This window comes from Pseudoalteromonas sp. KG3 (assembly GCF_030436385.1).
Classification (GTDB): Bacteria; Pseudomonadota; Gammaproteobacteria; order Enterobacterales; family Alteromonadaceae; genus Pseudoalteromonas; species Pseudoalteromonas prydzensis.
The window spans coordinates 188807-215115 of record NZ_CP098524.1 but is presented as its reverse complement, the minus strand read 5'-3'; the positions used below and the strand labels follow the sequence as shown (position 1 = coordinate 215115).

At 40.8% G+C, this 26309-nt stretch carries 19 protein-coding genes and 1 pseudogene; 10 read left to right on the top strand and 10 right to left on the bottom strand.

Translation table 11 applies throughout. From position 1 onward, the window contains the following. Positions 1–52: 52 nt before the first annotated feature. The 5 genes from NDQ71_RS19435 to NDQ71_RS19415 all read right to left on the bottom strand — a co-directional run bounded on the left by NDQ71_RS19435 (position 53) and on the right by NDQ71_RS19415 (position 4635). Complete coding sequence (locus tag NDQ71_RS19435; RefSeq protein ID WP_192541353.1) at positions 53–1270, bottom strand: J domain-containing protein; 1218 nt, start codon at positions 1268–1270, stop codon at positions 53–55. A gap of 80 nt (positions 1271–1350) precedes the next feature. Beyond that, entirely contained in the window at positions 1351–2226 is an 876-nt protein-coding gene (locus tag NDQ71_RS19430; protein WP_192541352.1) for an SMP-30/gluconolactonase/LRE family protein, read from the bottom strand. Between the two features lie 37 nt (positions 2227–2263). Beyond that, complete coding sequence (locus NDQ71_RS19425) at positions 2264–2971, bottom strand: sulfite exporter TauE/SafE family protein (protein ID WP_064665159.1); 708 nt, start codon at positions 2969–2971, stop codon at positions 2264–2266. A 97-nt stretch (positions 2972–3068) separates the two neighbouring features. Next, positions 3069–3848, bottom strand: coding sequence for an SDR family NAD(P)-dependent oxidoreductase (locus NDQ71_RS19420; RefSeq protein ID WP_192541351.1), 780 nt, complete (start codon positions 3846–3848; stop codon positions 3069–3071). A 40-nt stretch (positions 3849–3888) separates the two neighbouring features. After that, positions 3889–4635, bottom strand: a complete 747-nt coding sequence (locus tag NDQ71_RS19415) for a FadR/GntR family transcriptional regulator (protein ID WP_064665161.1) — start codon at positions 4633–4635, stop codon at positions 3889–3891. A gap of 232 nt (positions 4636–4867) precedes the next feature. Here NDQ71_RS19415 and NDQ71_RS19410 point away from each other — a divergent pair, with 232 nt between their 5' ends. The 5 genes and pseudogenes from NDQ71_RS19410 (at position 4868) to NDQ71_RS19390 (ending at position 8996) form a co-directional block, all read left to right on the top strand. Then, positions 4868–6496, top strand: coding sequence for a sodium:solute symporter (locus NDQ71_RS19410; RefSeq protein WP_192541350.1), 1629 nt, complete (start codon positions 4868–4870; stop codon positions 6494–6496). A gap of 144 nt (positions 6497–6640) precedes the next feature. After that, entirely contained in the window at positions 6641–7219 is a 579-nt protein-coding gene (locus NDQ71_RS19405) for a DUF4861 family protein (RefSeq protein WP_225736550.1), read from the top strand. Beyond that, positions 7185–7565 (top strand): glycoside hydrolase family 88 protein, encoded by a 381-nt coding sequence (locus NDQ71_RS19400; RefSeq protein ID WP_225736549.1) that lies wholly within the window; start codon positions 7185–7187, stop codon positions 7563–7565. The genes NDQ71_RS19405 and NDQ71_RS19400 overlap by 35 nt, the downstream gene beginning before the upstream one ends. Before the next feature lie 166 nt (positions 7566–7731). Then, positions 7732–8403 (top strand): annotated as a pseudogene (locus tag NDQ71_RS19395) (BNR-4 repeat-containing protein); the annotation flags it as partial. Positions 8404–8645: 242 nt separating this feature from the next. Beyond that, positions 8646–8996: a hypothetical protein gene (locus tag NDQ71_RS19390; RefSeq protein ID WP_301562961.1), complete on the top strand. Its 351-nt coding sequence runs from the start codon at positions 8646–8648 to the stop codon at positions 8994–8996. Positions 8997–9051: 55 nt separating this feature from the next. On the opposite strand, the gene NDQ71_RS19385 is transcribed toward NDQ71_RS19390, so the two are convergent. Further along, the gene (locus tag NDQ71_RS19385) at positions 9052–10032 is read right to left on the bottom strand and encodes a family 43 glycosylhydrolase (protein ID WP_225736553.1); all 981 of its coding nucleotides are present in this window, start codon (positions 10030–10032) and stop codon (positions 9052–9054) included. 152 nt (positions 10033–10184) lie between these two features. Between NDQ71_RS19385 and NDQ71_RS19380 the strand changes: the two genes are divergently transcribed. Continuing rightward, complete coding sequence (locus tag NDQ71_RS19380; protein WP_192541348.1) at positions 10185–11195, top strand: arabinan endo-1,5-alpha-L-arabinosidase; 1011 nt, start codon at positions 10185–10187, stop codon at positions 11193–11195. 82 nt (positions 11196–11277) lie between these two features. Here the strand turns inward: NDQ71_RS19380 and NDQ71_RS19375 are convergent, their stop codons facing one another. From NDQ71_RS19375 to NDQ71_RS19360, 4 genes are all read right to left on the bottom strand, one after another. After that, positions 11278–11709, bottom strand: coding sequence for an FKBP-type peptidyl-prolyl cis-trans isomerase (locus NDQ71_RS19375; protein WP_064665165.1), 432 nt, complete (start codon positions 11707–11709; stop codon positions 11278–11280). A 10-nt stretch (positions 11710–11719) separates the two neighbouring features. After that, positions 11720–14173: a beta-L-arabinofuranosidase domain-containing protein gene (locus tag NDQ71_RS19370; RefSeq protein WP_301562960.1), complete on the bottom strand. Its 2454-nt coding sequence runs from the start codon at positions 14171–14173 to the stop codon at positions 11720–11722. Between the two features lie 59 nt (positions 14174–14232). Continuing rightward, positions 14233–15570, bottom strand: a complete 1338-nt coding sequence (locus NDQ71_RS19365) for an MFS transporter (protein ID WP_192541347.1) — start codon at positions 15568–15570, stop codon at positions 14233–14235. A 299-nt stretch (positions 15571–15869) separates the two neighbouring features. Next, positions 15870–18707, bottom strand: a complete 2838-nt coding sequence (locus NDQ71_RS19360; protein WP_301562959.1) for a TonB-dependent receptor — start codon at positions 18705–18707, stop codon at positions 15870–15872. 544 nt (positions 18708–19251) lie between these two features. Here NDQ71_RS19360 and NDQ71_RS19355 point away from each other — a divergent pair. The 4 genes from NDQ71_RS19355 to NDQ71_RS19340 all read left to right on the top strand — a co-directional run bounded on the left by NDQ71_RS19355 (position 19252) and on the right by NDQ71_RS19340 (position 26244). Beyond that, positions 19252–20211 (top strand): glycoside hydrolase family 43 protein, encoded by a 960-nt coding sequence (locus tag NDQ71_RS19355; protein WP_301562958.1) that lies wholly within the window; start codon positions 19252–19254, stop codon positions 20209–20211. Between the two features lie 284 nt (positions 20212–20495). After that, positions 20496–23921, top strand: coding sequence for a LamG-like jellyroll fold domain-containing protein (locus NDQ71_RS19350; protein WP_301562957.1), 3426 nt, complete (start codon positions 20496–20498; stop codon positions 23919–23921). A gap of 199 nt (positions 23922–24120) precedes the next feature. Then, complete coding sequence (locus NDQ71_RS19345; RefSeq protein WP_301562956.1) at positions 24121–25704, top strand: carboxylesterase/lipase family protein; 1584 nt, start codon at positions 24121–24123, stop codon at positions 25702–25704. 120 nt (positions 25705–25824) lie between these two features. Further along, positions 25825–26244 carry a hypothetical protein gene (locus NDQ71_RS19340; protein WP_225736546.1) on the top strand — a complete coding sequence of 140 codons (420 nt, stop codon included), beginning with the start codon at positions 25825–25827 and terminating at the stop codon, positions 26242–26244. Positions 26245–26309: the final 65 nt, after the last annotated feature.

Below are 26309 nucleotides of genomic sequence, written 5' to 3'. Positions count from 1 at the left end.
AACTATTGTTTACAAGCAGAATTCCTTTTCTGCGTGAATGGTTTGTTTTAGATCAAAAATTAAACATACTTTCGAGCGCGGCTTGAAAAGATGCTGGCATATGGCGTTTGTCTAAAATCCGATCGTTTAGCTCTTCTTTGAGTAATTTTACGGTTGTGCAATAGCCTAAGCGCTCTGCAATTTCATCACATTCATTATTTAAAGCTGCTATATGGTTTGCAAAGTTTTCTTTGATCTGTGCTTTACTACGGCCGTTAAACTTGCGCCATACCAGTGTATGTTCATCGTTGCCTTGTTTTTGCCTGCGATGAAGCGCATTTAACTCAGCTATTTTATTTTGCAGTAACGGTACTAGGTTTGCTTTGGTTTCTTCGTCAAAGTCTACATCGTCATCAAAATGCGTTATATAAAGCTGCAATAAGGTAAAGCCGTCTTTTGCTTTGCGTGCTTCGCCGAGTTGTTGCATTAACTGGTGTTTTTCAGCTTTTTTTGCTGGATCTGGCTCTTTATCGGGGTGCAATTTTGACGCTAAACGTTTATACATTTTGTTTAATTGCGAACTCTTAAAGAGTTTTTCTAATTTTGAGTTTGTCTTTTGTTGTTTAATTTCATCACGATCAAAATGTTCATATTGGTCAAAAAAGTCATCCCAATCTTCATCATCATCGCTATACGCATCGCCGGTATTAAACGCTTCATCAGCGCTGTTTGGCTCATGCTCTGTGTTATCACCCAAGCCTTGTTCATCTAAGTGTTGATAAAGCAGTTTAGGATCAAGCGTAATTTCCTTTAATTGTTCATCGGTTAATTCTAAACCAGGAAAATCTTGCTGTAGCATGGCCCTGAACATATTCAACTCAGATGCGGGGATCTCGTTTACCGCGGCTTGGTTGTGCTTATCCAGCTGTGAGCGAAATGTATGTGATATTGCTGCTATATCTATGTCACCTGTAAACGGGTGATTTGATAGATAATCTAAATCTGCATTTATCCAATCCACCAGTTCACTTCGCTGCTCAACAGTTAAGCTCTTACGGGGAATAAATTGACTTAAATGAATAACTTGCTGTGCAATCATCTGTGCTTGATACTGCTCATGCGGCTCTACTTGTTCTTTGAACTGAGTAAATAAACCTTGCTTTTTAGTATCAAAATTAGCGTTGCGCTTAGTGTGTTTTTCTATGCGTTGCCATAATAGTTCTAACTCAGAGCTTGGCTTTGCTGTGGTTGATTGTTTTACATTTTGTAAAAAAGTAGTGTTTGCTTTCATAGCGGCTCATTTATGCAAATATATACTTACATACTAACATTTTATCCTAGCACTAAAAAAGACGCCTTGACCGATTGTGCTCACAGCTGCGCGGGCGTTTCTGCTATTCCTTGTATATCGGCTTGTAAAATAAATACAGCACCGCTGTAGGGATATTGTGTTAATACCTCAGGTTCAAGACCAATACGGGCGGAGGTAACGGCGATGGTTGTTAGATCATCGCCAAAAAAAGTGAGGCTGGTGATCCTAGGTGCGGGGAGTCGATAAAAATGCACAATAGTGCCATTTTCACAAAAACGATAAAGGCCATGACCATTCCATGACGCGACCCATAAGTGATTGTCGTTATCGACTGTCATGCCATCGGGAAAACCCATTGTTTGGTCAAATTTTACGAATACGCGCTTGTTGCTAAGCTCACCTTGGGCATTTAAATCAAACTGATAAATAGTCTGAGTTGAAGATTCTGTTGAATAAAGTGTGCGACCATCTTTACTAATTGCAGGGCCATTACTGATCACATAATTGCTATCAACTTTTTGCAAGCTTTTACCATTGCCAAGTCGATACAATGAACCCACGTTTTGTTGCTCAAGCTTATCCATAGTGCCGAAGAACAGGTTGCCATGGCGATCGGTTTTGGCATCATTTAAACGGTTACCTTGCGGCTCATTTAGTTGGCAATACAGCGATGTTCTTTGCAGGGTGTTGCTATCGAGGTAATAAATGGCATTTTCAAACCCAGCGATAAGCTGTTGATCGTGGGTTTCCATCAACCAACAGATAGACTCAGGCATTTGCACTGCCTGTAATGTTTGCTGTGTGCAATCAAAGCGATACAGAACTTTGCTTAAAATATCAACCCAAAACAAGCAGTTAAAAGTACGGCTGAAATATGGCCCTTCGCCAAGTAAGCATTGGCATGGGATGATCATTTTTATTGCGTTAACTGCCATGAAAACCTAACTTAAAAGCACATAAAGGCCGACTATATTAACGGTGAATAAAAATAAGTGCTAGACCTGAAAAACTGGCGACCAAAATAATGAGTATCCGTGTGGCTTTTTCGTTGATGCTATTATTAACAAAATACGAGGCTCCCCAGCCAATTAATATTGCTGGTAAGCACTTTAAAAATAATACAATATCTTGCATATCAGCGGAGCCTGTTACTAATAAAGCAATGATGCCGAACAGATTGATAAACACAAAAAAAATACTGAGATTTGCTTTAATTTTATCTTTATTTTGTGCTTGGTAAAGCAGCCCCATCGGCGCGCCGCCTGCTGAGGTGGTGGTGCCAATAAAACCTGATGCAATGGAGGCAACAAGGTTTGATAGCATAGTTAATTTAGGCGACCAACCTGTTAAAGACAGGCCGACAGCAAGTAATAAACAGCTACCTAATAGCAGCCGATATTGCTCAGAATCTACATAGACCATAACAGCAGCGGCACTAAGTACACCAATAGCTCCGCCAAAAATGGAATAACCAGTTTGTTTGACATCAATTGCGCCGCGGTGCTTTATTGTCAGTAATGCGGTGATCAACAACGCGTTGAGGATCATAGGCGCGGGCACTAGCTCTGGCATTAGCCAATACAGAACTGGTACGCAGAGTAACCCTAGCCCAAAGCCAATTACGCACTGTAAACATGCGCCAATTATCAATATAAAATAAACGAGTACAATATCGGGCAACGCCTTTCTACCTTTTAAGCTGGTTTTGACTAATATACAGCCAACAGTATTTTAATATTATAATATTATTACCAAAAGGTAAATTTTTTTATTCGTGTTAGGTCCAACCGGCATCAACAACAAGTGATTGTGCTGTCATCATTTTACTGTCATCGGCTGCTAAAAATAATGCCGCATTAACAATATCATCAGCTTGTAATGTTTCATTAATACATTGGTTATGCCTAACATCTTCAATCATTTCTGGTGTTAACCAATGGGTAATTTGCCGCTCAGTCATCACCCAGCCAGGTACTAAGGTATTGATACGAATATTATCTTTGCAGTATGTTGCCGCTAATGAGCGTGTCAGCCCCTCAATACCCGCTTTTGCTGTGGTGTATGCTGGCATACCAGTTTGTTTGATCCGCCAACTCACTGACCCCATATTTATAATACTACCACCACCAATGCGTTGCATTTGTGGTGCCACAGCTTGTGCAGAGAAAAAACACGGGCGAAGGTTCACAGCAAGTTTATCATCCCAATATTCAACACTCATTTTATCGGCAACATGGCGCGTGTCGTCAGCAGCATTGTTGATCAACACACTGATTTCGCCTTGTGTTTTACCGGTCGTTTCAATGGCTGCTTTTAATTGCTCAATATCACGCAGATCACAGTAAATATAGAGTGGATCAAAGCGATACTGCCCTGCCAACTGTGCAACGAGCTTGTCGCCTTGTTGTTTGGCAATATCAATAAAAGTCACTTTTGCATGCTGCTCGCAAAAGCGTTTTACCATTATTTCACCAATGCCTGTGGCACCGCCGGTAATAAAAACACTTTTACCAGCTAGGCTTGGATAACGTGTTATTTGTGTTGTTGAAGCTGGCATGATTTCCTTAAATATTAAGATAATTCATTAATAAACGCGGCTATTTTGATACCTTGCTTGACTGTTGATCAGCAATTTCTTTTTCAACTATTTCTTTTTCAATGAATGACATCGCTTCGTCAATCATATAGGTCATCATATTTTTAGCGCGTTCAGGCTCACCATTTAAAATTGCTTGATACACTTTAAAATGCTCATCAGCAATCGCTTTTTTACTGCCTTTGGCTGGTGTTGTATGCTGAATACTGACATTTAACGCGGTGCGAATAAAGTCGCGTAATTGGAAAAAGAACCGATTACCACTGGCAAATAAAATAGCGGTATGAAAAGACAAATCAGCTTCGTGAATTTCACCATCGGGCGCATCTGCAGCTGCTTGCATATTATCAAGTGCAAGGGCTATTTCTGCAATCGCGTCTTTATCTGCACGCCTTGCCGCGAGTGCCGCCGCTTGTGGCTCAATCGCTAAACGCACTTGTAAAAATTCTTTTAATACATACAGTGATGGGCTGCTTTCGAGTAGCCATTTTAATACACTGGTATCATATAAATTCCACGTATTTGCAGGCTCAACACGAATGCCTTGGCGTGGTCGTGATGATATAAGTCCTTTTGCCGCAAGCATTTTTACAGCTTCACGAACAGCAGTACGGCTAATACCATACTCTTCACATAATTTTGCTTCTGTAGGTAAACCTGATTCCGCTGTGTAGTGGCCATTAATGATGGCTTTACCGAGCTCATTGGTTACCTGTTGTGACAAATTTAAATTTTCAATGCGTGCCATAAACAAACAGTTCCTTTAAAAATACTTATTGTATGATACTACTATAATTTTCCTGCGTCATCTTACAAATCACTTACCAAGATTAATGTAGGGTCATTTTCGTTCATAAAGTTCTTTAACTTATAACCACACTATTTTTAACAAATATCTTTCATTTAACTTATTTGTATTATAATATTTTTATTACACACAAATTTACCGAAGTCGATTTCGGGCTTAAATGGAATCAAAGATGATCGAATTAAGTACACTAGACTGGCTGGTGCTGGCAGGATTTTTTGTCTTGTTGTTAGCCGTTGTCGTCGTCTCAATGAGGCAAAAAGAAGAAGATACTACAGATTATTTTTTAGCGGGTCGTAATGCTAGTTGGTTAGTGATTGGGGCGTCAATATTTGCCTCCAACATTGGCTCTGAGCATTTAGTTGGTTTATCCGGCGCGGGTGCACAATCAGGTATGGCGTTAGCGCACTGGGAAATGCAATCGTGGATAATATTATTACTTGGTTGGGTCTTCGTACCATTTTATTGGAGTAGTAAAGTTTATACCATGCCGGAGTTTTTAGAGCGCCGCTTTAACTCCAAATCGCGTACTTTCTTGTCGGTTATTTCCCTGATCAGTTACGTACTCACTAAGGTCGCGGTTACCGTTTATGCTGGGGGGATTGCTTTTAAAACAATCCTAGGTATCGAGAGCATTTGGGGCATTGATTTTTTCTGGATCTCCGCCATTGCCTTAGTGGTGATCACCGGTATCTACACCGTACTTGGTGGTATGAAAGCGATAATGTGGACATCAGTATTACAAACGCCGGTGCTGATCATCGGCTCTGTGGTTATCTTAGTCGTTGGTTTAGATAAAGTCGGTGGCTGGTCAGAAGTTGAGCGTTTAAATGATGTAAATATGCATTTAATTCGCAGCGCCTCTGATACAGAGTTTCCATGGCCGGGCATCATTTTTGGTTCATTCATCATTGGTTTTTGGTACTGGTGTACCGACCAATATATTGTACAACGAGTACTGTCAGCGAAAGGCATTAAAGAAGCGCGTCGCGGTACTATGTTCGCAGGTTACTTAAAGTTACTGCCTATTTTTATCTTTTTAGTACCAGGGATGATCGCTTACGCATTAAAAGCAAAAGGCATTATTAGCTATGATAGCGCCGATCAGGCATTTCCAACATTAGTTGCAGAGCTACTCCCTTCTGGTGTTAAAGGCATTGTAATTGGTGGTCTTGTTGCCGCATTAATGAGCTCGTTAGCCTCGTTATTTAATTCGTCAGCCACCTTATTTACTATCGATTTTTATAAAAAGTTCAAACCTGAATCAAGCGAAAAACACCTGTTAAAAGTAGGCCGTTTGGCAACCGTTGCAATTGTTATTTTAGGTTTATTGTGGATACCTATTATGAGCTTAATTGCAGACGTACTGTATGAATACCTACAAAGCGTGCAATCACTGATTGCCCCTGGTATTGCTGCCGTATTCTTACTAGGTTTATGCAGTAAACGTATCACCCCCGCTGCTGGTTTTGCTGGCTTAGTGTCTGGCTTTGTACTGGGTATGATCCGCTTAGTGTTACTGCCATTTAAAGATAGTTTAGCTGGTTCGCCATTGGCGTGGATCACCGATATGAACTGGTTATATTACTGTATTTTACTGTTTGTAGTGGTTGTGGTGCTGATGATAGTAGTGAGTATTTTCACTAAACCTGCCAGTGATGAACAGCTTAAAGGCTTAACTTTCTCAAGCCTTGATAAAGCAACATTAAAAGAAGTCGCTGCTGGCTTAGATAAATGGGATTACATTCATACCGCTGGGATCATTGGTATCACTGCGTTTATTTACTACCGCTTCTGGTAAAAATTAATTGTTCCCACGTTTATGGGGGGTGTTATCACCCCCCTTTTTTTGCACACAGATAAAGACACTCATTAATCAGGCTATTTAGCTTCCTCTTGTATTGTTAGCCTCGATGCCGATTGATGAATAATCAAATAAGAGGTAATGATGAACACACTGCTTAAAATTGCATCTATAAGTTCTCTGATATTACTCAGTAGTTGCTCAACTAAAACACCCCAAACCAGCGTACATGCTCGCTATGTACCAGAGCGTATGGACGACTTTGCGTTTGAAAATGACAAGGTTGCCTTTCGTGTTTATGGCCCTGCTTTAACAGACTCCGCTGAAAACAATGGTACGGACTGTTGGTTAAAACGGGTTGATTACCCGATTGTTGATAAGTGGTATAAAGGCCATGAGCAAGGTATTTCGTATCATGAAGATCATGGCGAAGGTTATGATCCTTATCATGTAGGTACTTCCCTTGGTTGTGGTTCCATTGCGCTTTGGGATACTGAGGCAAAAACCACAGATAAACTTATTCAGCCAAATGTCTACACAGATTATACAATAATAGAAAAGTCCGCCGATAAAGTGGTTTTTGAATTAACTTATCACTACAACACTAAAAATATTGATGAGATCAAACGCATCACCCTTGAAAAAGGCAATCAGTTTTATAAAGCCCAAAGCCAATTTAGCCAAAATGGCCGCACGGTTAATCGAAATTCAACGCGATGATGGCACTTGGTCAATGGGATTATTAGGCGGAACAGAAGGTTACCCAATAAAAGAAACCAGCGGTACGTCGTTTTATGCGTATGGTATTGCATGGGGTATTAACCAAGGTTACTTAGATAAAGCCACTTACCGTCCAGCGTTAATGAAAGCATGGCGCGCCTTGGAAAAGTCAGTCACTGATGAAGGCATGCTTGGCTTTGTCCAACCTGTAGGCGCCGCTCCCGGTGATTCATTCCCTGATTACACAGAAGTTTACGGTGTGGGCGCATTTTTAGCCGCAGGCACAGAAGTCTATAAATTATTAGACAGTGAAGAAGCTAAAAAAAACTCGCAAATAACCCCGTAAAAACCTTAATGTATAACGCGGGCTGGTGTTGGTTCCAAGACCCCCGCGCTATTATCCAAGACGGAAAACTTGTTATTGGCAGTGTTGCTGGTAACGGCATTGGTATGCAGCAGTAGGTGTATATGATCTCGACAATAAGCAACTTTTAGGGCGCACCACATTAAAAGCTGATTTTGATCATGACGATCATAACTCACCGGTTTTTTATACCCGCCCAGATGGCAGTCTATTAACTGTGTATGCCCGCCATAATAGTGAAAAAGTGCATTATTACCGTATTTCAACGTCATCCGATTTTTTAAATTGGGGCGAAGAAAAAACCATACCAAGCCCCGCCAACGTTACTTACATGAACTTGTATAACCTGTCAGGTGAAAAAACACTATATAACCTTTATCGTGGTATTGATTGGAACCCTACTTATGTAACATCTAAAGATGATGGTGCAACGTGGGACGATGAACACCTCCATTTAATTCAAAATGAAGTACCAAGTGTGCAACGACCGTATGCTCGCTATGCCGGAAATGGCAAAGACACCATTGGCTTATCGTTTACCGACGCTCACCCGCGTGATTTTGGTAACAGTATTTATTATGCTGAGTTTCGTGATGGCAATTTCTACAACGTTGATGGGAGCTTTATTAAAAACTTGAAAAAAGACGGTCCACTTAAGCCCTCTCAAGCGAAAAAGATATTTCAAGGTGGCGGCGGTGATTTTCGTGGCCATGACTTAAGCGTCGAAAAAAGCGCATGGACCAGCTCTGTCGCATTTGATGATAAAGGCTATCCACATATCGCTTACACGTATTACCTAAGTAACCTGAACCCTGGATAATAAATCTATCTCCAGCGGCTACTTTTAACGCTAACTGCGTTGAATTTACTTGCAATAGGCTAGCTATTGACGCGTAAATTCGCCTTGTTATCACTAAAAGTCTCCGGCTGGAGACTGAGAAATATATTTGTTATTTAATATCAATACATAAGTACATCTCTTAACCAGAGTTCAGGTTAAGTAACCAAGATCAGCGTTATCGCTTAGCGTCATGGGATGGCAATAAATGGCACGACCGAGAAGTGGCTTTCGCTGGAAGCCGTTTATACGACCGAGAAGCAAGTTATACAGGCCTTATAGCGGTTGATCCGGTTGATCCGAGTGATCCAACGCATCTGGTTATTTCAAGCAATGTAAATCCGACTACGGGTAAATCGCTCGCGATGCCGCATCAAATATTTAGCGCACGCGTAGCGCTGGATGATGATACTAAAAGTATCCAGTGGCAACAGTTAACGCATGATAAAAACAATGAAAATTTACGCCCTATGATTGTCAATTCAGATAAGCATAAAGTCATTATGTGGTTACAAGGTCAATATAATAGTTGGACAGACTATTATTTAGATGCTGTGGGAATTATTGTTGAATAATAGCCCCTTAAATTATTGATTAAAATGGGAGCCAAGGCTCCCATTTACATTTGTGTTAGTCTGGTTTGTCAGGTGATAAAACCGGAAAGCCATTTTCATCCCATTCAATAATACGTGCACGCGCATGGCGGTTTGGATCTGTCAGTGGTGTACCTTGTAACTCTTTATAATCGCGGCTGTGGTAAATTAATAAATCGGTGACACCATCCTCTGCTTTTACAAAGCTACTGTGACCAGGACCAAAGCGCCCTACTTTTTCGTTACTAGCAAAAATCGGCTGCTGCTTTTTATGCCAGCTTGCAGGGTCGAGTAAATCGGCATCAGCATCGGCCCATAATAAACCCATCGCGTAACGATGATCAGTCGCACTGGCAGAATACGTAAGTAGCACTTTCCCCTCACGGATCATCACCGCAGCGCCTTCATTAACCTTATAGCCTTGCACTTCCCAATCTAGAGTAGGCTCTGTTATGGCTACAATTGGCTCTTTGATTGACGTGGGTGAATCCATTTCGGCGATCCATAATGCGGAGTTATATGTTGCAGGCTGGTTTTGCTGTGCCCAGACTAAGTAGCGTTTGCCATTATGGCTAAATGTTGTGGCGTCAAGCGAAAAGCTATCGAGGTGTGTTTTTAACTGCCCCATTTCTTGCCAGTTATCTTGCATGGGATTTTCACTGTCATTTTTAAGGACATACATGCGGATACTGAATGGCTTTTCAACATCGCCGGCCGCAAAATGAATATACCAACTGCCATCGACTTTATGCAGCTCTGGCGCCCAAATATTGGCACTCATTGGGCCTTTGGCATTTTTTTGCCAAATCACTTTTGGCTCTGCAAGCTTCAAATCATTAAGTCTACACGCTTGGCGTAGCTCTATTTCGTCAAACTTAGGGGAGGTACCAATAAAGGTATAACAACCCGTTTTGTCATCGCGGACTAGCCAAGGATCGGCACGTTGCAATACAATTGGGTTATCGATGGGTGTTACACTGGCGCTGCTATTAGCATCTGCATAACTTAATGTTGGCATAGCAAGTAACATACTCACAATAGGAAATAGAGAGCGCTTTTTTAGCATAATTTTTATCCTGTTATTTATCTTGTTTTCATTGTTGATATTGTATTACATATATTATAGTAGCTGAATAAGTGTAATGATTAAAATAAAAAAGGTAGGCAACTATGAAACACGCAAAAAAGTTTGCTCATACATGTAAACTGATCGGTGCAAGTACATTACTTTGTTTAGCGAGTAATGCCATGGCTAAACAAGTTGAAGTACACGACCCGGTAATGACCAAAGAAGGCGATACATATTACGTCTTTAGTACGGGTATGGGGATCACTTATTACGAATCCAAAGACATGAAAAATTGGCAGCTTACTGGCCGCGTATTTAAAGACGAGCCAAGCTGGGCAAAACGAGTGGCCAATGACTTTGGTGGCCACCTTTGGGCACCAGATGTATACCAAAAAGACGGTAAGTTTTATCTTTATTATTCCGTATCTGCGTTTGGTAAAAACACCTCTGCGATTGGTGTAACGGTTAACGAAACTCTAGACCCTAAATCACCAGATTATAAATGGATAGATCACGGTATAGTTATACAGTCTGTGCCTGAGCGTGATAACTGGAACGCGATTGACCCTGCTATTGTTGAAGATGACAACGGCACGCCGTGGATGAGCTTTGGTTCGTTTTGGGGTGGCCTTAAATTAGTAAAACTTGATGATGATATGGTTCGTATTGCACAACCGCAAGAATGGCATAGTATTTCAGCACGCCCTAACACTGAACACGGCCCTGTAGAAGCGCCATATATCTTTAAAAAGAATGGCTATTACTATTTATTTGTATCGTTTGATAAATGCTGCCAAGGTTTAGACAGTACTTACAATGTTCGTGTAGGGCGCAGTAAGAATGTAGAAGGCCCTTACCTTGATAAAGAAGGTCGTGACTTAAATAATGGCGGTGGTTCACTGGTGATCGAAGGTAATAAAGACTGGGCAGCACTTGGCCATAATGCCGCCTACACCTTTGATGGCAAGGACTATTTAGTACTTCATGCCTACGAAAGCGCTGATAACGGCTTACAAAAATTACGTATTTTACCAATGACTTGGGACGATAACTGGCCAGTAGTTGATAGCAAAGATCTAAACAAGCGCACCACTAAGCTGATTGAGAAGTAATGCAACGGTATAAATAATGAAACTAAAAAAACCTGCAGATTGCAGGTTTTTTTACACTTTAATTTAATACTAAATTTGCGTCTTAATTAAAATCGATTAGAGTAATATCCATAAAAATAAGCTGTTCACTACTGGCCGCTAATGACTCGTTAAGTGCCACACTGTAAATATCATAGGCAAGATGCGGTAAAATCAAAAGTTCATAACGGCTGCCTTTAGGCATCAGCATGAGTGCTTCTTGCAAACCATCTATCGCTTCTGCAATTTCATACTCTGCCAATTGCTCGATTTGCCGCGTATCATAAAGCACATGCCCTGTTGCAGTCATAACCCGTTGCTGCACCTTAACAGTGGCATCCCATGAAGGTGGTTCGCCACTGCCAAGCTCAATTACGCGATACATTAAGCCAGAACCTGTGACGTGCACGCCAGGCTGTGTGATATATTGCTCTGCAAGTGGGTAGCGTCGTTCACTCACTTTTGAGTGCTTACTCTGGGTATGGTGTAAAGTCATGCTCACTCTGCTACTTATTATTAATTAAGCGAATACCGTAAATACCACCGGCAATAGAGCCTTGCTCGGCGCTAAAACGCAGTGTTAACGATGATGCTTGTTGCATTACACCGGTTAACGGGTAATCAATGCTATAAAATTCTGTATCAGTTTGCTTAGCAGGTAAGCTGACTTTTGCCAACACCTCACCATTAATAGTGATGGTAAATTTACGACCTACATCAGCATTAAAATAACGAATACGCAGTGCCACTGCTTGCTGATCTGGGTTGGCTAATGTGTATTCAAACCAACCTGTTGCATCACGCCAATGGTGGCCATTATTTACGCCTGCGCGAGTGTTTTCGCCTTTAAAATCATGCTCTATTTCAGGCTGTTGCTCACCCGGAGTAATTTGGTCAACCGTCAATAATCGTAACTGCTCTTTTGCGTGTTCTTGTGCTTTTGAATCTTTTACAAATTGGGTGAATTCAGCTTCACTTTGCTGCGGCCAATAAACTTGATAGCGACTATCATGCAGCCTAAAAAACGGAATTAACTGAGTTGTTTGTGTACTTCCTATGCCCTGGCGAGCAATAGCGACATTTTTATCTGTGGTAAATGCCAACTCTGCGCTAGGCGTACGCTTTAAATCAGCAATAAACTGCTCAGGTTCACTGAGCATGATAGGCAGAGCTTCGGGTGGACACGTAGGTCCCGCGGCAATATGACCCATGCGGCTGTTGTCTGCCACAAAATTCAACTGCTCGTTTTTAAACGCCTGAACTTTTGTTGCCATAACCACAGGACCATACAATACTGCATAATAATCTTGGCCATCCGGCAATTGCTCTGTGTACAGCTTTGGCGCTAAAGTAAAAGTTAATTTGTCGCCATCATGCCAATCATGTTTTATTGCGTAATACCCCTGCTCTGCAGTGGCATTTATTGCTTTGCCATTAAGTTCAAATTGCAACTCATCATTAACCCAACTTGGTTTTCGAATATGCAGCTGCGCTGATGAGTTATGTTTTTTATCTAATGTGTTAATCACTAAGGTTATATTATTAGCATCAGGAAAATGGCTTTGTTGAGTTACTTTCAAGCCTTGTTGCTGCCAATCAAGCGTACTGGGAATAAATAGATTTACCCATAAGTTATCATCATGTTTACTGTAGATCAGCTCAGCATATTTACTATGGTTTTCAATGCCTGACCCGACACAACACCACATTGAATCTTGCACCGATGAATAGGTGCGGTAATGGCCTGGTCGCATTGAGGTAAAATAAACCAAACCTCCATGTTCAGGGTGTTGCGACGATAAAATATGGTTATAGGTTGCGCGCTCATAATACTCTAAATAACGGGTATCAGCGGTTTTGAGAAACAGTAATTTACTGAGTTTCATCATGTTGTAAGTGTTACAGGTTTCAGGGCCTTCAACATCTTCAACCATAGGGGTAAAGTCGTTTTTATCGTGGAAATGCTCACGTACGCTGTTACCACCAATGGCTACTGAACGCTGTTTAGTCACTGTTTGCCAAAAGTAATCTGCGCCTTGCTGCCACGCTTCATCATCACTTGCATCGGCTACTTTTAACATACCAATAATTTTTGGGATTTGCGTATTCGCGTGTAAACCGGTTAGCTTATCTTGCTTTTCTAAAAGCGGATCGATAATGCTGTTATGGGTAAATTGGCGCGCTAGTTTTAAGTAACGTTTGTCTTCACTGATTGTTGCCATATCGGCAAATACCGCATTTAAACCACCGTATTCTGAGTAGAGCATCTGTTGAATTTGCTCGTCACTTAATTTAGCCGTTAAGTTTAAAAACCATTCACCTAATGTGAATAACATGGTTTTAGCTTGCTCACTGCCAGCAATTAAATAAGCATCACGCAGGCCGTGGAAAATTTTATCTATATTATAAAGTGGCACCCAACGATCATTTAAGCTAAATAAATCAGCTTTAATATTACCATCGTGAATTTGTTGCCACATTGCTTGGCCATCTGGTATACCGCCTAAGTAACCGTTATTAGCCTGTTGCGCTCGTTGTAGCTCATTTAACATGTAATCTAAACGACGCTTTAATTCTTCATCCCCGGTTGCTGCCCAAGCAAGGCTTAGCGCTGATAAATAATGCCCACCAATATGACCATCAAGGCCTGTGTCTTCCCAGTTACCGTACGATGCCGCTTTTTGCTCGATACCAGCTTCTCGTAAGTAGGGAGCTAACAGTTGATCAGGATGTAACGCGAGTAAATAACGCACATTCGTTTGTTGTGCGTGTAAAAAAGGACCTGCACTTAAACTTACTTGATCAAGTGCAAAGAGCTGTTGGCTACTTTTGTCAGTTTGCTTAGTATCTTTAACGGCAGTGCCAGTATGTTCAGTTTGCTCGCTGCACGCAGTTAGCATCATTAACATAGCACCAACACTTACCAGTTGGCACAAGCCTACTTTTATTGCTGCAAACATATCCAAAGTCCTTATTATTTTATTATTCTTTTAATCACGTTATTTAAACAAAGCGCTGGTTACTTAGGTAAACTTTGTTTGATCACCATATCGGTATAGTACTGGTCGGTAATTTTGTATTTCTTTAAAATAAATCCAAGCAACGCATGGAATACACCTGGAATAACGGTAAGCATTAAAGCCAAGCCCATCAGTGTAAATTCAGATTGTTCAACATTAGGCTTGTACTCGAAAAACGCCAGTAATAACCCCCCTGCAAGACCAGCTAAACCACCACCGGCTTTTTGGCAAAATGAGATGCCACCAAACGATAAACCAGACGCACGCACACCATCTTTAATTTCCCCGTAATCAACAGCTTCGGCAATTGCAGACCAAAATACTGGCGCATGTAAATCAACCACAAAAGACAAGATAATGTATAGAACAAAGGCGAGGTAAACATCACCAGGTTGCACAGCAAAATACATCACAACAGAAATCACGAGTACAGCGATTTGTGACTGGCGGAATAACTTCATTTTGCAATAGCGCTGAGTGATCCAAGTACTGGCAACCATAGACACGATTGAGGCTGCAATACCAGCACTGGTGAACGCGCCAGCAAGGCTTGGTTCACCTAAATAATAGGTGGCATAATACATAGCAACACTGCCGCGAATTGCATAGCCTAACGTGCCAAGCACACAGGCTGCACACAGTAATAACCACTGGTCATTTTTCAGTAGTGCTTTAAATTGCGTAGCAATACTTTCAGTTTGTGGTTCATGGGTAATACGCTCACGCGTAGTAAAAAAGCAAAATAAGAATAGTGCTACACCACAAGTAGATACTAAAATCATAGCCAGTTTATAACCATGGGCAATATCGCCACCGCCCCACATTGATGCTAACAAAGGCACAGAAAACACGATGATTACATTGGCAATTTTTGCAAAAAACATCCGATAACCATTCGCCGATAAACGCTCTTTAGGATCAGCCGTTAATACACCAATGTATGAAATATACGGGATAGCCACACCGGTAAACATCAAAGTAGCAAATAGGTAGGTAAGGTATGCCCAAAGCAACTTCATGTTGTAATCAAAATCTGGGGTGGTGAATAGCAAAACGATTGCAATACCATAAGGCACTGATAAAAATAAGAACCAATGGCGGAACTGACCCCAGCGAGTTTTTACTTTATCGGTAATAACGCCCATTAATGGATCAGTAAACGCATCGACAAAACGCGCCACTAAAAATAAGATACCCATATCAACAGGGTCAAGGCCATAAATGTCGGTGTAGAAAAACGACATAAAATAAAATAACGCAGCAACCATCACATTGACTGCCATATCGCCGGCACCAAAACCGACTTTTTCTACCACTGATAACTTTTGATTTTCCATACAACTACCTGATTTTTAAAATACGTTGTACCTAAATACTTCATATTTAAAAAAATAAAGGTCACCTATTCTTTGTTTTATCACATTGGTGACCATTGTATTGCTTATTATTGTAAATTTAATGCTAACCCCATTGATAGTATTATCATACCATTTAAATCGCAACTTTTTCGAAAAATCATAGTTCTGGAAGCTCAATTATCTCAGATCTAATAAATGCAAGTTAAATTAATTCAATGGGTTGATAAATAAAAACCTCGACCAAAGTCGAGGTTTTGCATTTTAAAGATTATATAAACTTAGAAAGAATAACGAGCACCTATTGCAAAAGTGCGTGAATAAATACCGTTACCAAAGTTATAGATGTTTTCGTTGCCTTCACCATAATAACTTTGATATACATCATCTAAGATATTGGTTGCATCGAATGTCACCACAAAATCATCTGTTACATCATAGCTAAATTGGAAATCTAAACTTTGTTCTGGACGGCTCCAAAATTGCAATGGATTAGCAAAAATAGCCGCTTCGTTACCAGTATAGAATTCAGAGCGCCACACATAGGACAAACGCATATCGAACGAATCTCGTTCATATATACCCACCACGCTATAAGACTGGTCAGATACACCAGCCATGCTTGACTCAACATATCCACTAATAGTTCCATCATCATTATACTCTGGTAATTGTTGAGATGAATCTAGCGCAGTAAAACTTGCTTGTACACCAACTCCGTTAAGCATCTCCGGTAAATTATCTGGGAAATATACTAAACCAAGCTCTAAACCAGATAATTCACCTTCGCTGGCATTCACAGGCGCACTCAATGCAAAGGGAATAATCTTTCCATCTGACGCTCTAGGTCGCATTACAATTTTACGCCCTGGGACAATCCGGCTATCTATGTCACGTAAAAAATACGTTGCGTATAAAGAGCTTGAATCTGCAAAATACCACTCAAGTGACACATCATAGTTTGTAGACTCCTCAGGTTGTAATTGCGGATTCCCCCCCACCCCAGTACCGTTTTTAGTCCCTTCAGTTAATGGTTCAGTCCAGTATTGCAAGGCATTTAAATCTGTGAAATTAGGCATACGTAAGGTATTAGTATATGCAAAACGCCCTATCACATCATCGGTTATATTCCAGTTTAGAACTAAGCTTGGCAGTAATTTACTGACATCTGCGTTTGCAGAACTTGACTCAAATACATTGGTATTTAGCCCTGTTTCAGCAGTAAAATCCATTTCTTGCTCATAGCTCACATAGCGAACACCAAACTCCCCGCTGATATTTTCAGTTAAGAAAAAGTTTGTTGTGGCGTATAGCGCATAAGAGTTTTCTTCGATATCAAAGGTCTTATATACATCTTCTGCTTCTAGATCATACACGCTGCGAACTGCGCCAGCGTTATCTAGCATATAACCACCATCTGCGGTGATAAAGCTATTAAACGTATCTGCGCGGCCATCAAAGTAGTCATCAACTTGGAATACAATTCCAGAGCCATCGTCTGCTGCACCAGCTGCACCAAGTTGTTGGATCAGGCTTTCAACACTTGTACTATTTCCGATCCCACCTTCATTTGTTCGAGTGAATTCTTCAGCGGTGCGTTTTTCGTAACGACCACCAAATTTAATTTTATCGAAAAAGTTACCACCTACTAGATACTCAGCATCAAAGGTAAATGTTGTTGAGTCGCCGCGATTCCCGCCGCCATTATCATAGGCTGTTCCCGCATTCCAGTTTTGGATTGCAGCCATATCGGCTTCATTTACAGCTGTATTAGGATCATCCCAAAATGCGATACCTGGAACACCATCATTGTCGTTAAAATCAACATCTAAACCAGTTGCAACACGGTCAAAGCGCATGGCAAAAAAGTCTGTTTCATACTCACTTTCTTGATAAACGACCTCAGTGTTAATAGTTAAATAATCACTGGCTTGCCACTGTGCACCAAGTGCGTATAAATAGCTGTCTGTTTTACCATAAGAAAAATCGCCACTTTGGAAACCACCCGCAGCAATTGCTTGTTTCTCTTTAATTATATTTGTACCGTCAAAGAGAGTCGGGGTTTCAATATTACCGTTACCGTTTTCAAAGGTATTTGAAAACCACATCGCGTTTTGTGACTCATTTTCATAACCGGTGTAGAAGCCTTCAGCGGTAATTTCTAGCGTATCTACCGGCGCCCATTGAAGTGAAATTGAAGCTGCTGGGCGTTTACGCAAACCAGTAAAAGAGGTGCCAAATATCGCATCACGGGCAATTAAATACTCGGTTGGCTCACCCTCAACATTTAATGTAGAGCCCGGTGCATAGGGTAAACCATTTTCCAGACCTATTTGCCAAACTTTATTTCCTTGCGAATCATATTCAGGAATACGTGAATAGGGTGAATACATTGCTTGCGGATTATCGGTAAAAAATGGAAACGCTGCACCCGCTGTTATCGTATCATCACGATAATGGGTCTCAGAGTACGACACATTAAACAGTGCACCAAACTCACCACCACCATCAAGTTCCCAGCGGTTGCTTAATAATGCGCTCACATTTGGGTCAACTTTATCAGGTTGATCGGAGTAAATACCACGTGCAGCTAAAACAACTTTTTTGCCGTCAAAATTAAAAGGACGATTAGTTTTAATGTCGATTGAACCGGCAATACCACGCTCAACTTGATCAGCTGAACGTGTTTTATAAACCGTAACGCCCGATAATAAGCTTGCAGGAATATCTTGTAGCGCTACATCACGCCCTGCACCAGTAAAAATATCACGGCCATTTACAGTGGTATGCACATCCGACAAACCACGTATAGATACTTGGCTTACTTCACCGGCACCACGGCCGGTAGTTTGTACACCGGTTACCCGCTGCAAGGCTTCAACAACATTGTTATCCGGAAACTTACCAATGTCTTCTGCGATGATAGAGTCAACAATTTGTGTGCTAAAACGCTTTTCTGCAAGTGCTTTATTTAAGCTACCGCGAATTCCTGTAACCTGAATTATTTCTAAGGAATCATCTTCTGCTGCGGTGTTATTATCTTCTGCTGCTTGTGCAAAAGATAATTGGCAAGTAAGAGCCAATATAACGGCGCTAGCTGTGTGTGTTCGTTTAAACATTAGCGATGTTCTCCAGTTTATTTTTATCACGACTACAAATATATGACTTTTGCAATCGATAAGTGACCCTTTCAACGAGCTTATGGTCAGGCAACACGTTGAGTTAGTCTCTATTTTATTATGTTAATATATTGCTGCCCTGACTTTAATCATATTGTATGATTATTTAACAGTCAACATCAATAAGCTACTTTTAGCCAGTCATTTTTATAAATTGCTAAATAGCAATTATTATTGTTCACCACAATAGTAATTTTTTTAAATTCGTCACACACCTAACAAGAAATAAAATAACCAATAAAATCAACATATAACATTGGTAAATAATGACAAAATGATGGTTGACTTTTGTTTGTTTAGCTTTAAATGTTGGATTATATCTATAACATTCTATTTACGTGCTCAAATTTAATGCTACTATAAATAAAATTACTATAATATAAATAAGCTTTTTGACTGACTTATCTCATTCGAAGCATTAATCTCAAACGCTTATTAATTGCTTGAAATAACTAGCGTTTATTTTCATTCCATGAGGATCTTTATGTTTAAATTTAGCTCTCTAGCACTACCTATTATGTTTACCAGCGGCTTAGCTATGGCGCAAAACCCGCTATTTACCGATGAATTTACAGCAGATCCTGCCGCACTGGTGCATAAAGATACCGTGTATCTTTACACGGGTCATGATGAAGCGCCAAACAATGATGTATTTTTTGAAATGCACGACTGGCTTGCCTTTTCATCAACAGATATGGTGAATTGGAAAAAACACGGCCCAATTATGAAAGCCACTGATTTCAAATGGGCTAAAGGTGAAGCTTGGGCATCGCATATGATAGAGCGCGACGGCACTTTCTACTTTTTTACTACCGTTCGCCATGATGATACTAAACCTGGTTTTGCAATTGGTGTTGCCACCTCTACATCTCCTACTGGGCCATTTAAAGATGCTATCGGCCATGCCCTGGTCACCGATGACATGACTAAACACACTCCAAATGATTGGGACGATATTGATCCGGCTATCTATGAAGAAGAAAACGGCGATACCTACATGTTTTTTGGCAACTTAGTGCCTAAATATGTAAAACTAAGTGATGACTTATTAAGCCTCGACGGCGAAATTAAAACCATTAATTTACCAAACTTTACCGAAGCACTGTGGGTTCATAAAAAAGATGAATACTATTATGTTTCTTATGCGTGTGAATTCCCTGAAAAAATCTGCTATGCAATGAGCAAAAGTATCCATGGGCCTTGGCAGTACCAAGGTATTCTTAATGAGATTGCCGGTAACAGCGAAACCAATCACCAATCAATTATCGAATTTAAAGGTAAAAGTTACTTTATTTACCATACCGGCGCAGTGCCACCAAAAGACGGCAAGCCAAGTGGTGGACGGTTTCGCCGTTCAGTTGCCATTGAGCCGCTTTACTATAATGCAGATGGTACATTGCAACGCGTCATTATGACAACTGAAGGCATTATTGAACCTCAGTAAAACAGATTTTTGCCGAGTAAATTTAACTTTCCTTGGCAAATTTAACGATTCTTTAAGGCTGAAGAATCGCTTTTAAATAAGGTAAAAGTTGAATTGACGCTACTTTATTTAAAAATTTAAGTGTGACATAAACACAAGCTAACAATTTAGTTAGTTTATAGATTTATTCATGCAATTAAATTGGTATTATAAAATTATAATAATTAATTTTTATACAAGTTATAGGTACTTGTCGGATCAACCAATAAACAAATATAACTATCTCATTCAACAGGACACATACAATGAAACTTAATAAAATAGCTGTCATAATAAGCTGTGCTTTTGCAGTCACAGGCTGCGGTTCCGAGAGCTCAACACCCGAAGGCGTATTAGCTTCGCAACCTGTTGTTACTGCAAAACCAACTTTAAATAGCAGTGTGCAATTTAATGATGATGGTAATGTGGCAGTAACTAACGTTGCAGTACATGATCCATCCGTTTTAAAAGTCGATGATACTTATTATATTTTTGGCTCACATTTAGCGGCAGCAAAATCAACCGACTTATTAAACTGGGAAATGATTTCAAGTCTTTCCGCTAATGAAGCCGTGAATGAAAGCCCGCTTTTTGACTTTAATTACACTAGCGAAATCGCCGAAGGTATTGAGTGGACTGATGGCTTCACAGGTAACTGGGCTGCTGATGTAGTACAAGCACCCAATGGTAAGTTTTGGTTTTACTACAACCACTGTGCACAAGATAATCCAGATACTCCAGATGTTGTTGATGAAGTGTGTTGGAACCGCTCTTATTTAGGTTTAGCTCAAGCTGATACCATTGAGGGCCCTTACATTGACCAAGGGGTATTTTTACGCAGTGGCTATCGAAATGCTGAAGAATTTACTGCATACCCTCTTGATAATGGCCAAACAACGTGGAATGGTGCGGTTGACCCGAATGCCATTGACCCTGCCGCCTTTTATGATAAAGACGGCCAATTATGGATGGTTTATGGTTCATATTCTGGCGGTATTTTTGTACTGGCAATGGATGAAGAAACGGGTATGCCTGAAGCAGGCCAAGGCTATGGTAAACACTTAGTGGGTGGTGACTTTAGGGCTATCGAAGGGGCGTTTGCTATGTATAGCCCAGAAAGTGATTATTACTATCTGTTTTATTCTGTCGCAGGGTTTGCTGCAAACGATGGGTATAACGTACGTGTTGCACGTTCAAAAACGCCACAAGGTCCCTATTTAGATAATGCTGGCAATGATATTGCAACTGCTGCCGGCCTTGAAATCGGTGAAAAACTAATTGGTGGTTTTGAGTACACTCAAGAGCTTGGCGAAACAGCTCCGGCTTGGGGTTATCAGTCACCAGGCCATAACTCTGCTTACTATGATGAAGCTACTGGCAAACATATATTTGTAACTCATACTCGTTTCCCATTGAGTTCATCTGAATTTCCTAACAATGCTGAAGCGCACCAAGTTCGTAGCCATGAAATGTTTATCAACCAACTTGGCTGGCCTGTACTTTCACCACAGCGCTATATTCCACTCAATGGTGAGAATGTACTATCGATGGACGAAATCCAAGGTTATTACAAGTTCATAAACCATGGTACAGCCGTTAACACCAGCGCCATTCGCTCAACCTATATTGCGCTTAATGCTGATAACTCAGTAACAGGTAGTGATAAAGGTACTTGGTATCCTAGCGATGATAGTAATACCAATATTAAACTCGTTATAGAGTCAGGTACTTACTTTGCTGTAGCAAAATGGCAATGGGATGATGCAAACAAAGCATTAGTACCTACCCTTTCTGGTGTTTCTGTAGAAGGAGCAACGGTATGGGCAACAAAAGTCGATGATATAACCGCAACTAATGATATTTTAGCCATTGTTGCGCAAGCTTTGGATATTAAAACTGAATTAAGTATTACAGATGAAGGTTATTCATTACCTACACTTGCTAAAGATGGCGCACAGATCAGCTGGCAAAGTAGTGACGAATATTACATAGGGAGTGATGGTACAGTATTTATCCCAACTCCTGATCGTGGCAATAAATCCGTTGTATTAACAGCTAATATTGAACTTAATGGGCAAACCACTAGTAAAACCTTTACGGTAAACTTAACTGCACGTCCGGAGTTTAAAAATGCAATTGCTCACTATTCATTTGAAAATTCCCTTACCGATGGTTTAGACAATTTAGCAACGGCCACAACCACAGATAATAACTTGCTAAACACAGGCGCAGGTGTTGAAGCCTATGCCGAAGGTAAAAGCGGTCAAGCCTTTAGTTTTGATGGCGCTACAGGGGTAAGGTTACCTGATGACTTAGTAACTAGCTCACAGTACACCATTTCTTATTGGCTAAAACCTACTGTTTTAACTGATTTTACACCATCATTTTTTGCTGCGACGACGGTTGACCGATGGATGAGCTTGATCCCTGGTAACACTCACTTCACGACAACGCCTATGCTGTGGAGCAAATATTTAGATGATGCAGGTGTTGAACAATGGAACCAAATAATTTCTGCAACACCTGCCCCACTTGATTGGAGCCATGTTGCAATTACCTATTCTAACGGCGAAGCTAAGCTTTATCGAGATGGTACTTTAGCTGGCTCTATGCCTCGCGCTGATTTTTTTAGTAATGCGACTGGTAACTTTGCACTTGGTGTAAATTACGGATGGGACTTGCCATTTCAAGGTGAGATTGATGAGCTTATTGTCTATGACTATGCACTGAGTAATTTAGATATCAATGGTGCAGCGATAAACAACCTAACTGATCCAACTAAGTTTGAAACCTTCATTACTGATGCACTTGATTTAGGTGATACAACGGCTATCCGTGAAAGCTTTACCTTACCCCGTGTTGGGCCATTTGTGTCAGGGATTAGCTGGACATCAAATAATGAGGAGTTCTTAAAACCGGTTAATGGCACTGCCATTGTTAATCAGCCAAGCGCCAATGCTGGTGACCAAGTTGTTACTTTAACCGCAACTATTAACTATAAAGGTTTTACAGATACTAAAACCTTTGATGTCACAGTTAAATCACTCGCGCCTGCACAATATAGTTTTGAAGGTGATTTAGCGGAACTTGAAGCAGCTTATGAGGCCGGCAAATCAACAGGCAACCGTATTGATAATCAAGGTGGTGCAGTCACCTTTACAGACGGAATCATTGGCCAAGCGGTTCACCTAGATGGCTCCACAGGGGTAAGATTACCTGATAACTTGATCACCACCAATGACTATTCAATTTCATTGTGGTTAAAACCTGATGCATTTACTAGTTACACCACAGCATTTTTCGCAGGTGCAAGCTCGTCTGCATGGATAAGCTTAGTACCTTCAATGGATGGCACCAACAAAACGCGCCTATGGGCTACTGCCGGTGCGTTCTTTGATAATGGTGAACTTGATACCCGTATCCCACAAGGTGAATGGACTCATTTAGTTATGACGGTAGATGGTAATAATGGTGATACGCTGAAAATGTATGTAAACGGTGAGCTTAAAATTGAAGCAGGCGGCTTCCCTCGCGTATTTACTGTTGCAGGCGAAACCAATGAATTTGCGTTAGGTGTAAACTACTGGGATACACCTTTCAACGGCGCGGTTGATGAGTTAAAAATATTTAACGGAGCAATCGATGCTGACGCAATCAAAGCACTCTACGATGCAGCTAATGCACAAGAGTAAGCTATTTAGGGTGAGCTGCCTTACCCAATAGTTTGTTGTCATAAAAAGCCAGACGAGAGTCTGGCTTTTTTTAACTTTTTATTTTCAACAAACACAACATCATATACAGCGATATTTATAATACAATATTAACTAAGAAAGGAGCTATGTAACACTTTTTAATCACCTTAAAAGCAAAGCAATTTTAAAAGGAATGATTATGAACACCTCAACACTTAAGCGGCTTTTATGGGCTGCATTTTTTGCTACAACAGCGGCCAGTGTAAACGCTGAGCCGTTAACCCAAGTAAGCGTGGCACAAGGCAAACTTGAAGGCACTGCACAGCAAAACCTGGCAGTTTTTAAAGGTGTGCCGTTTGCTAAACCACCCGTTGGTGAATTACGTTGGAAAGCCCCTCAACCGGCTGAAAAATGGCAAGGTGTGCTTAAAGCACAAGCATATGCACCCGCCCCAATTCAAGCTGGTGACCCTGTATCTGGGATCAGCGAAGATAGTTTATATTTGAATATTTGGACACCCGCACAATCCGATAATGAAAAGCTCCCTGTACTCGTTTGGATATATGGGGGTGGTTTTAGTTTTGGCAGTTCATCAGACCCCATTTTTGATGGTAGTGAACTTGCGAATAAAGGCGTGATAGTTGTTTCGATTGCTTATCGCGTTGGTCAACTTGGCTTTTTAGCTCACCCAGAGCTTAACAAAGAAAGCCCAGCAGGTGTCTCTGGAAATTACGGCTTACTCGATCAAATTGCCGCGTTAAAGTGGCTTAAACAGAACATTGCTGCGTTTGGCGGTGATGCTGATAATGTCACTATTGCTGGAGAATCCGCGGGCGGTATTTCAGTGAGTATGCTTGCAGCGTCCCCGTTAGCGAAAGGGTTAATTAACAAAGTTATCTCACAAAGTGGCGGTTCATTTGGCCCTACTCGCATAAAAAATTACCCCGGTGAAAATATGTCGACCTTACAACAGGCTCAAGCAGAAGGTTTCGACTATGTAAAACAGTTTGGCACAACCTCCATTACACAACTGCGAAAAATGAGCGCAGACACCTTTATTCCAAAAGGTTGGTCGCTGCCTGGTGGCTGGCCTATCGTTGACGGTTATGTGATCAAAGGCGATCAATATAAACTCTATCAGCAAGGCAAGTTTAATGACGTACCCGCTTTAATTGGTTATAACTCGGATGAAGGCGTCAGCTTTGTATGGGACCCTGATGTAAATAACTTTGTTGACGGAGTAAAGACTCGTTTCGGTCAATTTGCGCCGAGTCTGCTTGAAGCTTACCCTGTAACAAAAAACAGCATCCCCCGTAGTGCCCGAAATCTAGTACGCGATGCGGCATTTGGTTGGCATACTTGGAGCTGGGCTAAGTTACAAACTGAACATGGCAAAGCCCCTGTTTATCTATATTACTTTGATCACCACCCTGAGCGTAAAACCGGTGCTAAAGACGAAGATCATGGCTCCGGCCACGGTCATGAAATTGCCTATATGTTTAACAACCTCAATAAATCAGATCCGAATGTAACTGAAAATGATTTAAAGATGTCAGATACAATGGCCACCTACTGGACTAACTTTGCTAAAAACGGCAACCCAAATGACGATACACTGCCCAATTGGCCTGCCTTTAATAACAACAAACCAAGCACTATGTATTTTCAACAGCAACCTAAAGTCGGCCCAGTGCCCGACAAACAAGCGCTAGAAACACTTGATGAGTACTTTAAATGGCGCCGCACACCAATCGGTGAAAAATGGGCTAACCAAGTTCGCTAGTCTGCAGCTATCCAAATAAAAGCCAAATTAATATTTGGCTTTTATTTACATGTCTCCCCTTTAGTAACGCCTCATTCAGCCGATAAGTATGCTTAAATCACATTATAAAGAGCTATAGCTATGATGCAGATACATAAACCACTGGGACAGCCAATTGCGTCACCATCAGAGTCAACGGTAAAAAGTAACGATACTACTGGCTACCGCTTGTCAGAAAAAGAGTTAGACAACTTATCAGGCAGGGAAACTAAAGAGAAAGCGGAAAAAGAGGCCAGTTCAGATATGCCAGATCATATCGCTAAAATGATCGAACAGCTGAAAAAAATCAAAGAACAGATTGAACAACAAAAAGAACAACTCGTTAAGTTAAAAGCGCTAGATAACCAGCAAGATGAAGCTGTTAAAGCACAAGTCGAAGCACAAACTAATATGATTGTATCAATGCAAGCTCAAATGGGTTCGTTAGTGCAAACAATCGCTGAAGCAATGAAAGAAGCTGGTATTACCGACACTGGTTCGCTTGTCAGTGCCATGGTGTGATCAGCTGAAAACGCGATTAGTTATTACTATTGTAGTACTGCTCATATTCTATTATTAGCATTAGT

Bases quoted from the DNA above. Each gene is read 5' to 3' on its own strand.
- NDQ71_RS19415 (WP_064665161.1), bottom strand. From the start codon at position 4,635: ATGGCACGCATTGAAAATTTAAATTTGTCACAACAGGTAACCAATGAG.
- NDQ71_RS19420 (WP_192541351.1), bottom strand. From the start codon at position 3,848: ATGCCAGCTTCAACAACACAAATAACACGTTATCCAAGCCTAGCTGGT.
- NDQ71_RS19380 (WP_192541348.1), top strand. From the start codon at position 10,185: ATGAAACACGCAAAAAAGTTTGCTCATACATGTAAACTGATCGGTGCA.
- NDQ71_RS19370 (WP_301562960.1), bottom strand. From the start codon at position 14,173: ATGTTTGCAGCAATAAAAGTAGGCTTGTGCCAACTGGTAAGTGTTGGT.
- NDQ71_RS19385 (WP_225736553.1), bottom strand. From the start codon at position 10,032: ATGCCAACATTAAGTTATGCAGATGCTAATAGCAGCGCCAGTGTAACA.
- NDQ71_RS19340 (WP_225736546.1), top strand. From the start codon at position 25,825: ATGATGCAGATACATAAACCACTGGGACAGCCAATTGCGTCACCATCA.
- NDQ71_RS19355 (WP_301562958.1), top strand. From the start codon at position 19,252: ATGTTTAAATTTAGCTCTCTAGCACTACCTATTATGTTTACCAGCGGC.
- NDQ71_RS19430 (WP_192541352.1), bottom strand. From the start codon at position 2,226: ATGGCAGTTAACGCAATAAAAATGATCATCCCATGCCAATGCTTACTT.
- NDQ71_RS19435 (WP_192541353.1), bottom strand. From the start codon at position 1,270: ATGAAAGCAAACACTACTTTTTTACAAAATGTAAAACAATCAACCACA.
- NDQ71_RS19375 (WP_064665165.1), bottom strand. From the start codon at position 11,709: ATGACTTTACACCATACCCAGAGTAAGCACTCAAAAGTGAGTGAACGA.
- NDQ71_RS19360 (WP_301562959.1), bottom strand. From the start codon at position 18,707: ATGTTTAAACGAACACACACAGCTAGCGCCGTTATATTGGCTCTTACT.
- NDQ71_RS19405 (WP_225736550.1), top strand. From the start codon at position 6,641: ATGATGAACACACTGCTTAAAATTGCATCTATAAGTTCTCTGATATTA.
- NDQ71_RS19350 (WP_301562957.1), top strand. From the start codon at position 20,496: ATGAAACTTAATAAAATAGCTGTCATAATAAGCTGTGCTTTTGCAGTC.
- NDQ71_RS19400 (WP_225736549.1), top strand. From the start codon at position 7,185: ATGGCCGCACGGTTAATCGAAATTCAACGCGATGATGGCACTTGGTCA.
- NDQ71_RS19410 (WP_192541350.1), top strand. From the start codon at position 4,868: ATGATCGAATTAAGTACACTAGACTGGCTGGTGCTGGCAGGATTTTTT.
- NDQ71_RS19365 (WP_192541347.1), bottom strand. From the start codon at position 15,570: ATGGAAAATCAAAAGTTATCAGTGGTAGAAAAAGTCGGTTTTGGTGCC.
- NDQ71_RS19345 (WP_301562956.1), top strand. From the start codon at position 24,121: ATGAACACCTCAACACTTAAGCGGCTTTTATGGGCTGCATTTTTTGCT.